Origin of the sequence: Pseudomonas sp. R3.Fl (assembly GCF_023516765.1) — a bacterium.
GTDB classification, from domain to species: Bacteria; Pseudomonadota; Gammaproteobacteria; order Pseudomonadales; family Pseudomonadaceae; genus Pseudomonas; species Pseudomonas citronellolis.
In genome coordinates, this window is record NZ_JAMGSO010000001.1 from 5,808,378 (window position 1) to 5,822,160 (window position 13,783).

Consider the following 13,783-nt stretch of genomic DNA (forward strand, 5'->3'; position numbering starts at 1 on the left):
ATTACCAAGCAAGCGCTTGGTTGAAAAGAGGGCATAAGCGCCAGACAACCCAACCAAGTGATGGCCAAGCGCTTGCTTGGTTGCCGCCGCAGGCATACATTTCACCTGTATGCACAAGTACTTGCGTGGCGATCATGGAATCGCCCTGAACAGTGGCGGCCGGATGGCGGACGAGGGGAGAGCAGAGCGTGGATGACCAGAAAGCGCGCGAAGTGATGCTGGAGCTGGTGGCGAACGGGCAGGTCACCGACCCGGAGAGCGCCCGCGGCAAGCTGCTGCAGACTGCCGCCCACCTGTTCCGCGCCAAGGGCTACGAACGCACCACGGTGCGCGACCTGGCCGGCGCCGTGGGCATCCAGTCCGGCAGCATCTTCCACCACTTCAAGAGCAAGGACGAAATCCTGCGCTCGGTGATGGAGGAGACCATCCTCTACAACACCGCTCTGATGCGCGCCGCCCTGGCCGACGCCGAGGACCTGCGCGAGCGCCTGCTGGCGCTGATCCGCTGCGAGCTGCAATCGATCATGGGCGGCACCGGCGAGGCCATGGCGGTGCTGGTCTACGAGTGGCGCTCGCTGTCGCCGGAGGGCCAGGCCTACATCCTCGGCCTGCGCGACATCTACGAGCAGATGTGGCTGGACGTGCTCGGCGAGGCGCGCGCCGCCGGCTACTGCGAGGGCGACCCGTTCATCCTGCGGCGTTTCCTCACCGGCGCGCTGTCCTGGACCATGACCTGGTTCCGCCAGGACGGCAGCATGACCCTCGACGACCTGGCCGAGCAGGCCCTGCTGCTGGTCTACAAGGCCGCCTGATCAGCCCAGGCCCAGGTGCAGCGGGTAGCTCAGCAGCAACAGGTGCACGCTGTTGACCACCCCGTGCAGGAGGATGGGCACCAGCATGCGCCCGCTGAAGTGCAGCGCCAGGCCGTAGCCGAGCCCGGCGATGCCGGCCACCACGGCGAACTGGCCGCTGAAGGGCAGGTGCGCCAGGCCGAACAGCAGGCTGCTGACAATGATCCCGGCGGGGGCGCCCAGGCGCTCCACCAGCGAGGTCTGCAGCAGGCCGCGGAAGATCAGTTCCTCGGTCAGGGCGATCACCGCGAAATTCACCAATAGCCAGATCCACAGGCCGTCCGGCCATTTCGGCCGCCACACCACCAGGCCCAGGGCGGTGGCCAGCAGCGGCACGGCGAACAGGGTGGCGACCACGGTGATGCCGGCATAGTCCGGCGAGGCCCCCGCCAGCGGCGGCCGGCGCAGCCACCAGGCGAGCAGGGTGACGCCGGCCAGCGCCTTGTCCCAGGACAGGCGCAGCGCGTAGGCCGGGGCGTCGGCGGAGAGCTGCCGCGGCGGCCAGAGCGTCCACGACTGGGTGCCGGGCAGCAGGTGCGCGGCCAGGGCGAAGCTCGCCAGCAGGCACACCGGCCACCAGAGCAGCCAGGGCAGGCGTTGTTCGCCGTAGAGTGTCCAGGCGACGAAGAGTGCGCCTATCAAGAGCCCCAGGGGTTGGACGAATCCGAGGGCGAAACCGCCGAGCAGGAGCAACCCTGGCAGCAGCGGGAGTAGCTTCCTGAGCATCGTGTCCTCCATCCACCGGCCGCAGTCTAGGCAATTCGCCCAGCCTGATCCATGCCTGTGGCGGTGAATGAGGGAAATGACCTCGGGCGCCGGGGCGGCCGGCGGCGCTCAACGCTTGTCGTCGCGGGCGTCCTGGGCGTCCATTTCGGCGTTGCGCTGATGGATGCGCTTGAGCTGCTCCTCGGTCAGCGGCAGCTTGCGGGCGCTGTCGCGCAGCAACAACAGGCCGCCGAGGATGGAGCCCAGGGCGAGGACGATGATCAACCAGGCGTACCAGGGCATGGCGTTCTCCTTGGGATGCGAGCTTTCACCATAAACCCGCGCGCCCGGCTTGTCAGTGTGTGGCGGTGGTCGGAGGCAGGCTTGTTGCCTGCGTATGACCTTCCCGTGAAGGATGCGTGGCGCGCGACCGCTGTCACATGATGGCAATCTGGACCTGATTGACTGGCGGGCATTTCAGCCAGCGGAGTCCGCCGATGACCACCAGCGCCCTGCACGCACTCCTGCGCGCCGTGGAACCGCTGCAGGCGCAGATGAGCCTCAGCGACGTCGCCGACCGCCTGCTCACCGCCGAGCACCGCGCCTTCCTCTCGCTGCCGGTGGTGGATGGGCAGGGCCGCCCGCTGGGTCTGATCAGCCGCTACACCCTGCAGGACATCTTCATGCAGCGCTTCGGCCGCGACCTCTGGGGCCGCCGCCCGGTCAGCGAGATGATGAACGCAAGCCCGCTGCGGGTGGACATCGAGTGGAGCCTGGAACAGGCGGCGCAGCAGGTCACCGCGCAACTGAAGTACCCGATCACCGAGGACTTCATCCTGGTCGACGGCGAAGGCGCCTACCTGGGCCTGGGCACCGTGCTCGACCTGCTCAAGGCCATGGAGGCGCGCATCGCCCAGCGCAACCGCGTGCTGCGCAAGGCCCTGGTCGACCTGCGGGAATCCCAGGCGCAGCTGGTGCAGTCGGAGAAGATGGCTTCCCTGGGGCAGATGGTCGCCGGCGTCGCCCACGAGCTGAACACCCCGCTGGGCTACGTGCGCAACAACCTCGAACTGATCCGCGAACAGCTCCTGCCGCTGCTGCAACTGGCCGAGAGCCAGGCCGAGCTGGCGGACTGCCTGAACGATGCAGCCTGCGACGAGGCGCGCCTGGCCCGCGCCCTGCAAGCCGCCGGGCAGGCCCGTGCGGAGGCGCCCCTGGAGCAACTGCTGGGTGACCTCGACCAACTGTTCGGCGACACCACCTACGGCCTGGCGCAGATCGGCGAGCTGGTCGGCGGGCTCAAGGACTTCGCCCGCCTGGACCGCGCCATGAGCGAGGAGGTGGACCTCAACGAGTGCGTGAAGAGCGCGCTGCTGATCGCCCGCAACAGCATCAAGGACAAGGCCGAGATCATCCGCCAGCTCGGCGAGCTGCCGCCCATCGCCTGCGCGCCCTCGCAGATCAACCAGGTGCTGCTCAACCTGTTCACCAACGCCGCCCAGGCCATGGACGGCTACGGCCACATCCACGTCAAGACCTGGGCCGACGAGGCGGCGGTGTACGTCTCGGTGCAGGACAACGGCAAGGGCATGCCCGCCGAGGTGCTGGCGCGCATCTTCGACCCCTTCTTCACCACCAAGCCGCCGGGCCAGGGCACCGGCCTGGGCCTGTCGATCAGCTACAAGATCGTCCAGGACCACGGCGGCAGCATCCGCGTCGCCTCCGAGCCGGGGCGCGGCACGCGATTCCTCATCCGCCTGCCGCGCGCGCAGGCCAGCGACCTGAAACGGAGTGCCTGACATGACCCAGCCGCTCAAGGCCCTGCCGCAGTCCGGCCAGGCCCGGCCCACCGGCCTGACCCGCATCCTCTTCGTCGACGACGAGGAGCGCATCCTGCGCAGCCTGGCGATGCAGTTCCGCCGGCACTACGAGGTGCTCACCGAGAGCGACCCGCGGCGCGCCCTGGAGCGCCTGCGCAGCGAGCCGGTGCAGATCCTCGTCAGCGACCAGCGCATGCCGCAGATGAGCGGCGCCGAGCTGCTGGCCCGGGCCCGCGAGATCGCCCCGGACTGCCTGCGCATCCTGCTCACCGGCTACTCCGACCTGGACGCGGCGGTGGAAGCGCTGAACAACGGCGGCATCTTCCGCTACCTGACCAAGCCCTGGGACCCGCAGGAAATGGCCTTCACCCTGCGCCAGGCGGCGGAGATCGCCGGGCGCCAGGCCGTCGCGCCCGACCTGCAGGCCATCAGCCGGCTGGCCGCGCCGCTCAACGTATTGCTGCTGGACGACGACGCCGACACCCTGGCCTGCGTCGGCGACTTCTGCGCCGCCGGCAATCACCAGCTGCACCGCGCGCGCAACCTGGCCGAGGCATTGCTGCGGCTCAACGCCGAGCCCATCGACATCCTGGTCAGCGACCTGAAGCTTGCCGGCGAGGACACTGCGCCGCTGCTCAAGTCCCTGGCCCAGGCCCACCCGCGCCTGCTCAGCCTGGTGGTGACGCCGTTCCGCGACACCCAGGACCTGCTGGCGCTGATCAACCAGGCGCAGATCTTCCGCTACCTGCCCAAGCCGATCCGCCGCGGCCTCTTCGAAAAGGGCCTGAAGGCCGCCGCCGAGCAGGCCCAGCTGTGGCGCGCGCAACCGCAGCCGCAGGTGGCGCGCCTGGCCGAGGCGCCGCGCGAGGAGCGCGAGCGGGAGAAGGTCGGCAGCCTGCTGGGCATGCTCGGCCGCCTGCGCGAGCGCCTGAGCGTATAGGGCGGGCAACGCGTCGCCGGAAGCTGCCGGCGGCGGCGCTTTCTGCGACAATGCGCGGCGTTTTTCAGAATCCCCCCGCGAGAGAGCCCATGTCCGTCTGCCAGACCCCGATCATCGTCGCCCTGGATTTCCCCACCCGCGAGGCCGCCCTGGCGCTGGCCGACCAGCTCGACCCGAAACTGTGCCGGGTGAAGGTGGGCAAGGAACTCTTCACCAGTTGCGCCGCGGGTATCGTCGAGACGCTGAACGGCCGCGGCTTCGAGGTGTTCCTCGACCTGAAATTCCACGACATCCCCAACACCACCGCGATGGCCGTGCGCGCCGCCGCCGAGATGGGCGTGTGGATGGTCAACGTGCACTGCTCCGGCGGCCTGCGCATGATGGCGGCCTGCCGCGAGACCCTCGACGCCTTCGATGGCCCGAAACCGCTGCTGATCGGCGTGACCGTGCTGACCAGCATGGAGCGCGAGGACCTGGCCGGCATCGGCCTGGACGTCGAGCCCCAGGAACAGGTGCTGCGCCTGGCGGCCCTGGCCGAGAAGGCGGGCATGGACGGGCTGGTCTGCTCGGCCCAGGAAGCCCCGGCCTTGAAAGCCGCGCACCCGGCCCTGCAACTGGTCACCCCTGGCATCCGCCCGGCCGGCAGCGCCCAGGACGACCAGCGCCGCATCCTCACCCCGCGCCAGGCCCTGGACGCTGGCTCCGACTACCTGGTGATCGGCCGCCCGATCAGCCAGGCCGCCGATCCGGCTGCGGCGCTGGCGGCGATAGTCGCTTCCCTGGCTTGAATGAGGGGGCTGTTCGTGCCACCGGGGTGTCCGGCGTGGTTGATGAACCAATCGCGGACGGAGTCCGCTCCTACGTCCGTGCTTCCCTGAACCCATCCTACGAAAAGCCGAGCTTCCTGGAACCGTAGGAGCGGACTCCGTCCGCGATTCTGACTTCCAGAGAAACCTCCGAGTGCACCGGAACGCCCCTTCAGAAGGCCGAACGAAACCCCCGCTCAGGAGGTCATGCGACATGGATGTCGCGAGAGCCCCGCGGGCTACAGGGACGTACGCTCGGGGGGGGACGCCTAGTTCGGGCCTCCGTGGCGGGGGAATTCGTGAGGGTAGCCCGACTCTGTCGGGCCCGTATGTCGGGGCAAGCCTTTTTGGTTCCTTTTTACGGGGGTGGCCTTCCACCGTTTGACAAAAGGGACTCGCCCGAGGGGGCGAAACCAGAGACATCCGAGCACTCGGAGCGGCGCGCTACACCCAAACAAGACGTCTCTGGGTTATTCCCCTTCGGGCCAGCGCAAGCGCTGTTCGCGATGGAGCCGCGTCCCGCGTTCGCGGGAATGACGGGGTTGGGAGGATGGTGCCGGACTTCCAAGTTGCTCAGGACAGCCCCCTCTCCCTTCAGGGAGAGGGTTGGGGAGAGGGCGCTCTTAACCCCAGCACCACAGCTCCCGGCAAACCCCCTTCGCGAGCAAGCTCGCTCCTACAAGTGCCAAGTCCCCCCCCTCAACGCACCAAAACCTCCCGCGGCCGCTCCACCCACCGCGCCCGCAGCGCGTCATACACCCAGTTGAAGCCAATGGTGTACGGCAGGAAGAACAGAATCAGCCCGATATCCAGCACAAACGCCTCCACCAGGCCGATACCCAGCCACCAGGCCGCCAGCGGCACCAGCATGAAAATCAGGCCCAGCTCGAACAGCGAGGCGTGCAGCACACGCACCGGCAGGGTGCGGGCGAACTGCAGGCGCCGCTGGGCGCGGTCGAACAGGGTGTTGTAGACCATGTTCCACAGCGTGGCGATCAGCGAGAACATCAGCGTCAGGGCGCCCATGTGGCCCAGCGGCTGGTCCATCAGCCAGGCCAGGGTCGGGGCGCAGATGGCCAGGGCGATGAATTCGAAGAGCAGGGCGTGGAACAGCCTTTCCTTCAGCGTCTTTTGCATGCTCATGGGTTTTCTCCAGATAAAGAGGGGCCCCACCGGGCCGGCTGGCGGCTATTCTCATCGGTTGAAGGGTTGTTTCGAAGTTGGCTAGCATCGGCAAAACCGATGGACGAGGCCCCCATGCAATATTCCCCCGAATCCCTCCAGGCCTTCGCCGAGGCCGCCTGCCTGGGTTCCTTCAGCGCCGCCGCGCGCAAGCTGGGCAAGAGCCAGTCCACCGTCAGCGAGGCCATCGCCCGCCTGGAGATCGACCTGGGCCTGGAGCTGTTCGACCGCAGCGCGCGCCAGCCGAAACTGACCGAGGCCGGCAAGGCCCTGCTCGGCCGCGTCGAGGAAGTGCTGATGGCCAACGACCGCCTCGGCCAGTTGGCCGGGCAGCTCTCGGCGGGAATGGAGCCGCGGCTGACCCTGGCGATGTCCGATACCTACCAGTCCGGACCCTTCGAGAAGCGCCTGGCGGAAATCGACCAGCACTTCCCGGACATCGAGTTCGAATGGCTGATCGCCGAGCACGGCGACGTCATCGACCTGGTCGGCCAGGGCCGCGCTTCCCTCGGCCTGCTCGCCGCGCAGCCGAACTACCCGCCGGACATCGGCTCGGCCACCCTCGGCGAATGCGCCGAGTTCGGCCTGTTCGTCAGCCGCGGGCACCCGCTGGCGCAGCTGGAGAAGGTCGAGCGCAGCGATTTGCTGGCCCATCGCAACCTGCGCCTGAACACCTTCATCGACGACGCCGAGCCGCCCCTGGGCGGGCGCTGCTGGTCGGCGCCGACCTACCTGTTGCTGCTGGACATGGCGGTGCTCGGCTTCGGCTGGGTGGAGCTGCCGACCTGGATGAACCAGCGCTTCGCCAACGGCCGCCTGCACCCGCTGCAGGTGCCCGGCTGGCCGCGCAGCGTGGCGGTCGACGTGGTCTGGTCGCGGCAGCGCAGCCTGGGCCCGGCGGCGCGCTGGCTGGTGGAGCGGCTGCTGGGCAGTTGAGCCGGCCCCGTCACAGTTTGTGGCGAAGCGGCCTGTTCGCTGCCGCGGCGGGCCAGTAGGATCGGACTTTTCGTCTGCATGGCACGAGGTGAGGATGCGCGGCAAGCTGGAGCAATGCCTGGAAGCGGTGGACCGGATCCTGCTGGGCAAGCAAGTCCAGGTGCGCCTGGCCATGACCTGCCTGCTGGCCCGCGGGCACCTGCTGATCGAAGACCTGCCGGGGATGGGCAAGACCACCCTCAGCCACGCCCTGGCGCGGGTGCTGGGGCTGAGTTTCCAGCGCATCCAGTTCACCTCCGACCTGCTGCCCGGCGACGTGCTCGGCACCTCGGTGTTCGACAAGGACACCGGGCAGTTCGTCTTCCACCCCGGGCCGATCTTCGCCGAGCTGGTGCTGGCAGACGAGATCAACCGCGCCACGCCCAAGGCGCAGAGCGCGCTGCTGGAGGCCATGGAAGAGGGCCAGGTGACCATCGAGGGCGCCACCCGGCCGCTGCCCGAGCCCTTCTTCGTGATCGCCACGCAGAACCCGGTGACCCAGGGCGGCACCTTCGCTCTGCCCGAATCCCAGCTCGACCGCTTCCTCATGCGCCTGTCCCTGGGCTACCCGGGGCGCGCGGCGGAGAAGGCCCTGCTGCTGGGCGAGGCGCGGCGCGACCTGCTGCCGCGGCTGGAGCCGATCCTCACCCCCGCCGAGCTGGCGGCGCTGCAGGCCGAGGTGCCGAAGGTCCACGTCAGCGACGCCCTGGTCGACTACGTGCTGCGCCTGGCCGAAGCCACCCGCAGCCAGCCGGCCTTCGCCCTCGGCCTGTCGCCGCGCGGCAGCCTGGCGCTGCTTGCCGCGGCGCGTGCCTGGGCCCTGCTGGCCGGGCGCGACTACGCCATCCCCGAGGACGTCCAGGCGGTGCTGCCGTCGGTGGCCGGGCACCGCCTGCGCGACCAGGCCGACCCTTCTGGCCACGGTGGCGGCGCCCTGGTGCAGTGGCTGCAGCGCGAAGTCCCGGCGCTGTGAGCGGGGCCCGGCCATGCTGGTGAAGGTCCGCCCGCTGTGGCAGAGCTGGATCGCCCGGCGCATCCCGCCATCGCCCTCGCTGCAACTGAACCAGCGGCGCATCTTCATCATCCCCTCGGGGCAGGGCGTGGCCTTCGGCGTCGCCGTGGTCCTGCTGCTGCTCACCGCCATCAACTACCAGAACAGCCTGGCCTACGGCCTGACCTTCCTGCTGCTGTCGCTGTTCATCGTCGCCATCCTGCACACCTACCGTAACCTCGGCGGCCTGCGCCTGACCGCGCTGGGCGCGCTGCCGGTGTTCGTCGGCGAGCAGGTCTGCTTCCGCGTGCGCCTGGAAGGCGAAGGCCGCGAACGCCGGGCCATCGGCCTCGGCTGGTCGGAACAGGCGCTGCAGTACGCCGACGTGCGCGCCAATGGCGCCGAGGAACTGCTGCTGACGCTGCCGGCCGAGCGCCGCGGCTGGCTGCGGCCGGGCCGCCTGCGGGTGGAGAGCCGCTTCCCCCTGGGCCTGCTGGTGGCCTGGAGCTGGCTCGACCTGGACCAGGCCGGCCTGGTCTACCCGCGCCCGCTGCCCGCCGACCTGCCCCTGGAAGGCGGCCGCGCCGACGAGCACGACGAGGGCCTGCGCGCCAGCGGCAGCGGCGCCGACGACTTCCAGGGCCTGCGCCCCTACCAGAGCGGCGACTCGCGCCGGCGCCTGCACTGGAAGGCCTACTCCCGCGGCCAGGGCCTGCTGGTGAAGGACTTCGCCGCGCTCAGCGGGCGCGACCTCTGGCTGGACTTCGAGCTGCTCGGCGGCGACGTCGAGACGCGCCTGTCCTGCCTCTGCCACTGGGTGCTGCAACTGTCCCAGCGCGGCCAGAGCTTCGGCCTGCGCCTGCCCGGCGTGCAACTGCCGCTGGCCAGCGGCGACGCCCACCGCGGCGCCTGTCTGCGCGAGCTGGCGCTGTTCGGAGTACGGCCGTGAGCCAGCAGCCGATCCCGCGCATCGCCCTGACCTGGCTGCTGGTGGCCCAGGCCCTGGTGATACTGCCGCACCTGGAGCACCTGCCGTTCTGGGTGGTGGGCTTCTGGCTCGGCTGCGCGGCCTGGCGCGTGCAGGTCTACCGCATGCGCGCGCGCTACCCCAACGGCCTGGCCAAGCTGGCCCTGGTGATCGCCGCCGGCATCGGCGTGTGGCTGTCGCGCGGCTCGCTGATCGGCCTGGACGCCGGCGTGGTGCTGCTGATCGCCGCCTTCGTCATCAAGCTGGTGGAGCTGAAGACGCGGCGCGACGCCCTGGTGCTGATCCTGCTCGGCTTCTTCGCCGTGGCCACCAGCTACCTGTTCGACGCCAGCCTGCTGGCCGCGGCCTTCAGCCTGCTGCCGGTCACCGCGCTGCTGGCGGCGCTGATCGGCCTGCAGCAGAGCAGCTTCGCCGAAGGCCCCTGGCGCACCCTGCGCCTGGCCGGCGGCCTGCTGCTGCAGGCGCTGCCGCTGATGCTCCTGCTGTTCCTGCTGTTCCCGCGGCTGGGCCCGCTGTGGTCGCTGCCGCTGCCCGGCGGCCAGGCCACCACCGGGCTCAGCGACTCGATGATGCCCGGCGACTTCGTCGAGCTGAGCCAGTCCACCGAACTGGCCTTCCGCGTCAAGTTCGACGACGCCGCGCCGCCCCAGGACCAGCTCTACTGGCGCGCCCTGACCCTGGAGAATTTCGACGGCCAGCGCTGGACGCAGTCCTGGCAGGGGCGCAGCGAACGGGCGCCGGACTGGCGCAGGCAGGGGCCATCGCTGAGCTACCAGGTGATCATGCAGCCCAGCTCGCGGCCCTGGCTGTTCACCCTCGACGTCGCTGAGGGCGGCCCGGACGATGCGCGCATGATGAGCGACTTCCGCCTGGAGCGGCGGCGCCCGGTGCAGGACGTGCTGATGTACCGCGCCAGCTCCTGGCCCCGGGCCCTGCGCGAGCCGGACAGCAGCGCCACGGCGCTGCGCCGCGACCTGCAGTTGCCGGCCCGCGGCAACCCGCGCTCGCGCGCCTGGGCCGCAGAGCTGCGCGAGCGCTACCCGCAGCCCGAGGCGCTGGTGCAGGCGGTGCTGCGCCACTTCCACGACCAACCCTACGCCTACACCCTGCGTCCGCCGGCCACCGGCGAGGAGCGCATCGACGGCTTCCTGTTCGACACCCGCCGCGGCTTCTGCGAGCACTACGCCGGGGCCATGACCTTCGTCCTGCGCGCGGCGGGCATCCCGGCGCGGGTGGTCACCGGCTACCAGGGCGGCGAGCTGAACCCGGCCGGCGACTACCTGCTGGTGCACCAGTTCGACGCCCACGCCTGGGTCGAGTACTGGTCGCCGGGCGCGGGTTGGCGCAGCGTCGACCCGACCTTCCAGGTCGCCCCCTCGCGCATCGAGCGCGGCCTGCAGGCGGCGCTGGCGGAGGAGGGCAGCTTCCTCGCCGACTCGCCCTTCGCCCGCCTGCGCTATGGCGGTTTCGGCCTGCTCAGCCAACTGCGCCTGGGCTGGGATAACCTCAACTACGACTGGCAGCGCTGGGTGCTGGGCTACCAGGGCGAGCAGCAGGCGGGCCTGCTGCGGGCCTGGTTCGGCGATCGCGACAGCCTCTGGACCGGCGTGCTGCTGGTGGGCGGCGGGGCGCTGTCGCTGGGCCTGCTGGCGCTGCTGCTGTTCAAGCCCTGGCGGCGGACGCGGGATGTGCAACTGCGCAGCTTCGAGCGCTTCGAACAACTGTTGGCCGGCCAGGGCCTGCAGCGCCACGCCGGCGAAGGGCCGCGCGCGTTCGCCGAGCGGGCGATGGCTGCGCTGCCGGCCCAGGCCGCGAGCATCCAGGCCTACCTGGCGGCGTTCGAACGCCAGCGCTACGCCGGCGCCGGCTCTGCGCCGCAGGAACTGCGCGAGCACCTGGCGCGGCTGCGCCGGCAACTGCCCTGGCGGCTGGCCCGGCGTGGCCGCTGAAATACCATGCGACCATCGGCCACGGGCGGCGGCTTGCCGCCGATGCGCCGCCAGCTAACCTCATAGATTCCAGGCCCCGACGGACGGAGTTCGCCGTGTCATCCTTCAGCGACTATCTGGTTTCCCATGTGATCGAGCAGGAGGTGGCCTTGTTCGCGGCCTCCGAGCGCCTGCGCGCGCGCTCCGACAGCGAGGCGCTGCACGACCTGCGCATCGCCGTGCGGCGCCTGCGCAGCCTGCTGCATCCGGCCCAGGGCATGCCCGGCATCGACGAGATCGAGGCGGCGCTGAGCGAACTGGGCCGCCTGAGCGGGCCGCTGCGCGACCTCGAAGTGCTGCTGCCGGTGCTGGAAGCCGAAGGCCTGGAAAAGGCCGCCGCATTGCGCCGGCCGGCACTGACCTCCGGCTACCTGGCGCTGCTCGCCAGCCCGCAGTGGGACCGGCTGATGCGCCTGCTCGACGGCTGGCCGATGCTCTGGCGCACCGCCGAACGCCACGGCGTGCTCGAAGGCCTGCACGCCCAGGTGCGCAAGCGCCTGGCCAAGCAGTGGCACAAGCTGCGCATCGCCCTGAAGGACCCGGCCCACGACCGCCATCGCCTGCGCCTGCTGATCAAGCGCGTGCGCTACGCCCTGGAGGCCTACCCGAAGGATTCGCCCTTGCCGCAGAAGGTGCTGGCGCCGCTGAAGGAGGCCCAGTCCACCCTGGGCACCTGGCACGACTACGAGCAGTGGCTGATCCGCAGCGAGCGCGAACTCGACCTGATGCCCCTGCAGCCGCACTGGAACGCCCTGCACGACCTGGCCGAGCGGGATGCCGACGAGAGCCTGGAGCGGTTGCTCAAGGCGTTGGGCTGAGCGCCATCCGCCGTTTTCAGCGACGGATAATCGCGGACGGAGTCCGCTCGGTTCAGGGAAGCACGGTCGTAGGAGCGGACTCCGTCCGCGATTGGTTCATCAACCACGCCGGACGCCCCGGTGGCACGGCCGACGGCGTATAGCCGCGAACGGTTATACGCCCTACGCGCCAGGATGACTCCGAACTCCCCATCCGCTCCGGACAGCCCCCTCTCCCTTCAGGGCGGGGCGCGCAGCCGAGGGTTGGGGAGAGGGCGCTCTTAAAGCCCTGCACATATGCCCCACGACCAACCCTACTCCCATGTATGAACGAACATTCGCCCCTTGAGTGGACCCGCGTTCAGCCCTAAGGATGGTTGCCAGCCCCGCCGCCTTTCCCCCTAAGATGCCCCCTGACCCACTCAGCAGGAGGCGACGATGACCTTTCCCGAACTCATCCAGGCGGTGCGCAGTGCACCCACAAGCGTGGTGATCCCGGCGCAGTGGGGCCAGGGGCGCGCCAGCTTCGGCGGCCTGGTGGCGGCCATGGCCTACGAGGCGATGGCCGGCGTCGCCGAGGCCGGGCGGCCATTGCGCTCGCTGGCCGTCACCTTCGTCGGCCCGGTGGAGCCGGAAGTGCCGGTGAGCTTCCAGGCCGAGGTGCTGCGCGAGGGCAAGGCGGTCAGCCAGGTGTTCTGCCGCGCCGTGCAGAACGGCCAGGTGCTGACCCTGGCCCAGGCCAGCTTCGGCCTGCCGCGCGAGTCGGTGGTGCAGGTCGAGGGCCTGCCGGCGCCGGCCTTCAAGGCGGTGGACGACTGCCAGGAGCTGCCTTTCATCCGCAAGCTGATGCCCGAGTTCACCCGCCACATCGCCATGCGCTGGGCTGTGGGCGGCATGCCCTTTTCGTCGAGCACTTCACGGGAGATGGGTGGCTGGATGCGCTTCCGCGGCGATGGCGTGGGCGACGAGCCGATGGAGGTCTGCCACCTACTGGCGCTGATCGACGCCTGGCCGCCGGCGACCCTGCCGATGCTCAAGACGCCGGCGCCGTCCAGCTCGCTGACCTGGACCATCGAGTTCGTCCAGCCGCAACCGGCCCTGCCGGCCAACGGCTGGTGCCAGTACCTGGCGACCATCGAACACGCCCGCGACGGCTACGGGCACATCGCCGCCCAGTGCTGGACGGCGGACGGCCAGCTGCTGGCGATCTCGCGGCAGACCGCGACCATCTTCGGCTAGGGCTCAGCGCCGGCGGTTACGCCAGGCGCGCCACCAGGCGCCGCTGAGGACGAAGCGCGGGAAGGTGACGAACTGCTCGGCGAGCAGGCGGCCCACGGCGTCCTTGCGGTCGCTGAACGGCTCGGGGGGCTGCTCTTCCAGCTTGTGTCCGCGGCCCTGGATGGCCAGCGCCGCGACCATGCCGATGACGCCCAGCAGGATGCTGCCCAGGCTCAGCTTGAACAGCCCGCTCAGCAGCACCAGGGCGGCGACCACGAACAGCGGCACCGCCACCAGGTGCAACGCCAGGTTGGTCGGGTTGCGGTGATTGGCGGCATAGCCCTGCCATTGCCAGGCGAACAGGTTGGGATGACGTTTGCCCATGGGCGGACTCCTTTTCCGGTCTTGCCCGTTTTCACGGACGCCTACACAAAGTCTAGGTCCGCGGCGGGTGGGCGGCGAATGACTATCGCCTATGGCTTCGATAGCCGGAAACGGCGCGGCCCGGACAGTGCCGGGCCG

At 69.9% G+C, this 13,783-nt stretch carries 14 protein-coding genes; 10 read left to right on the top strand and 4 right to left on the bottom strand.

Annotated features, from left to right (window positions below; genetic code table 11):
- Positions 1-188 precede the first annotated feature (188 nt).
- Positions 189-812: a TetR/AcrR family transcriptional regulator gene (locus M8R19_RS25670; RefSeq protein WP_009621522.1), complete on the top strand. Its 624-nt coding sequence runs from the start codon at positions 189-191 to the stop codon at positions 810-812.
- On the opposite strand, the gene M8R19_RS25675 is transcribed toward M8R19_RS25670, so the two are convergent.
- Complete coding sequence (locus M8R19_RS25675) at positions 813-1,577, bottom strand: CPBP family intramembrane glutamic endopeptidase (RefSeq protein ID WP_009621524.1); 765 nt, start codon at positions 1,575-1,577, stop codon at positions 813-815.
- A gap of 108 nt (positions 1,578-1,685) precedes the next feature.
- Complete coding sequence (locus tag M8R19_RS25680; RefSeq protein ID WP_074979780.1) at positions 1,686-1,859, bottom strand: DUF2897 family protein; 174 nt, start codon at positions 1,857-1,859, stop codon at positions 1,686-1,688.
- Positions 1,860-2,053: 194 nt separating this feature from the next.
- Here M8R19_RS25680 and M8R19_RS25685 point away from each other — a divergent pair, with 194 nt between their 5' ends.
- The 3 genes from M8R19_RS25685 (at position 2,054) to pyrF (ending at position 5,104) form a co-directional block, all read left to right on the top strand.
- Entirely contained in the window at positions 2,054-3,355 is a 1,302-nt protein-coding gene (locus M8R19_RS25685; RefSeq protein ID WP_249919301.1) for a sensor histidine kinase, read from the top strand.
- A 1-nt stretch (position 3,356) separates the two neighbouring features.
- Positions 3,357-4,316: a response regulator gene (locus tag M8R19_RS25690; RefSeq protein WP_249919302.1), complete on the top strand. Its 960-nt coding sequence runs from the start codon at positions 3,357-3,359 to the stop codon at positions 4,314-4,316.
- Positions 4,317-4,405: 89 nt separating this feature from the next.
- Positions 4,406-5,104, top strand: coding sequence for an orotidine-5'-phosphate decarboxylase (gene pyrF, locus M8R19_RS25695; protein WP_074979772.1), 699 nt, complete (start codon positions 4,406-4,408; stop codon positions 5,102-5,104).
- A 717-nt stretch (positions 5,105-5,821) separates the two neighbouring features.
- On the opposite strand, the gene M8R19_RS25700 is transcribed toward pyrF, so the two are convergent.
- Positions 5,822-6,265 carry a multidrug/biocide efflux PACE transporter gene (locus M8R19_RS25700; RefSeq protein ID WP_116424835.1) on the bottom strand — a complete coding sequence of 148 codons (444 nt, stop codon included), beginning with the start codon at positions 6,263-6,265 and terminating at the stop codon, positions 5,822-5,824.
- A gap of 114 nt (positions 6,266-6,379) precedes the next feature.
- Here M8R19_RS25700 and M8R19_RS25705 point away from each other — a divergent pair, with 114 nt between their 5' ends.
- The 6 genes from M8R19_RS25705 (at position 6,380) to M8R19_RS25730 (ending at position 13,282) form a co-directional block, all read left to right on the top strand.
- A complete protein-coding gene (locus tag M8R19_RS25705) occupies positions 6,380-7,240 on the top strand; it encodes a LysR family transcriptional regulator (protein ID WP_249919303.1) in 861 nt (286 codons plus the stop codon).
- 94 nt (positions 7,241-7,334) lie between these two features.
- Positions 7,335-8,252, top strand: a complete 918-nt coding sequence (locus tag M8R19_RS25710) for an AAA family ATPase (protein ID WP_043267198.1) — start codon at positions 7,335-7,337, stop codon at positions 8,250-8,252.
- Positions 8,253-8,265: 13 nt separating this feature from the next.
- Positions 8,266-9,219 carry a DUF58 domain-containing protein gene (locus M8R19_RS25715; RefSeq protein WP_249919304.1) on the top strand — a complete coding sequence of 318 codons (954 nt, stop codon included), beginning with the start codon at positions 8,266-8,268 and terminating at the stop codon, positions 9,217-9,219.
- The gene (locus tag M8R19_RS25720) at positions 9,216-11,207 is read left to right on the top strand and encodes a transglutaminase TgpA family protein (RefSeq protein ID WP_249919305.1); all 1,992 of its coding nucleotides are present in this window, start codon (positions 9,216-9,218) and stop codon (positions 11,205-11,207) included. Before M8R19_RS25715 ends, M8R19_RS25720 begins: the two co-directional genes overlap by 4 nt.
- A 95-nt stretch (positions 11,208-11,302) precedes the next feature.
- Complete coding sequence (locus tag M8R19_RS25725) at positions 11,303-12,064, top strand: CHAD domain-containing protein (RefSeq protein WP_074979762.1); 762 nt, start codon at positions 11,303-11,305, stop codon at positions 12,062-12,064.
- 417 nt (positions 12,065-12,481) lie between these two features.
- Entirely contained in the window at positions 12,482-13,282 is an 801-nt protein-coding gene (locus M8R19_RS25730; protein ID WP_249919306.1) for an acyl-CoA thioesterase, read from the top strand.
- A 3-nt stretch (positions 13,283-13,285) separates the two neighbouring features.
- Here M8R19_RS25730 and M8R19_RS25735 read toward each other — a convergent pair whose 3' ends face one another.
- A complete protein-coding gene (locus M8R19_RS25735) occupies positions 13,286-13,645 on the bottom strand; it encodes an Mpo1-like protein (protein ID WP_249919307.1) in 360 nt (119 codons plus the stop codon).
- Between the last annotated feature and the right edge of the window lie 138 nt (positions 13,646-13,783).

Bases quoted from the DNA above. Each gene is read 5' to 3' on its own strand.
- M8R19_RS25675 (WP_009621524.1), bottom strand. From the start codon at position 1,577: ATGCTCAGGAAGCTACTCCCGCTGCTGCCAGGGTTGCTCCTGCTCGGC.
- M8R19_RS25680 (WP_074979780.1), bottom strand. From the start codon at position 1,859: ATGCCCTGGTACGCCTGGTTGATCATCGTCCTCGCCCTGGGCTCCATC.
- M8R19_RS25685 (WP_249919301.1), top strand. From the start codon at position 2,054: ATGACCACCAGCGCCCTGCACGCACTCCTGCGCGCCGTGGAACCGCTG.
- M8R19_RS25690 (WP_249919302.1), top strand. From the start codon at position 3,357: ATGACCCAGCCGCTCAAGGCCCTGCCGCAGTCCGGCCAGGCCCGGCCC.
- pyrF (WP_074979772.1), top strand. From the start codon at position 4,406: ATGTCCGTCTGCCAGACCCCGATCATCGTCGCCCTGGATTTCCCCACC.
- M8R19_RS25700 (WP_116424835.1), bottom strand. From the start codon at position 6,265: ATGAGCATGCAAAAGACGCTGAAGGAAAGGCTGTTCCACGCCCTGCTC.
- M8R19_RS25705 (WP_249919303.1), top strand. From the start codon at position 6,380: ATGCAATATTCCCCCGAATCCCTCCAGGCCTTCGCCGAGGCCGCCTGC.
- M8R19_RS25710 (WP_043267198.1), top strand. From the start codon at position 7,335: ATGCGCGGCAAGCTGGAGCAATGCCTGGAAGCGGTGGACCGGATCCTG.
- M8R19_RS25715 (WP_249919304.1), top strand. From the start codon at position 8,266: ATGCTGGTGAAGGTCCGCCCGCTGTGGCAGAGCTGGATCGCCCGGCGC.
- M8R19_RS25730 (WP_249919306.1), top strand. From the start codon at position 12,482: ATGACCTTTCCCGAACTCATCCAGGCGGTGCGCAGTGCACCCACAAGC.
- M8R19_RS25735 (WP_249919307.1), bottom strand. From the start codon at position 13,645: ATGGGCAAACGTCATCCCAACCTGTTCGCCTGGCAATGGCAGGGCTAT.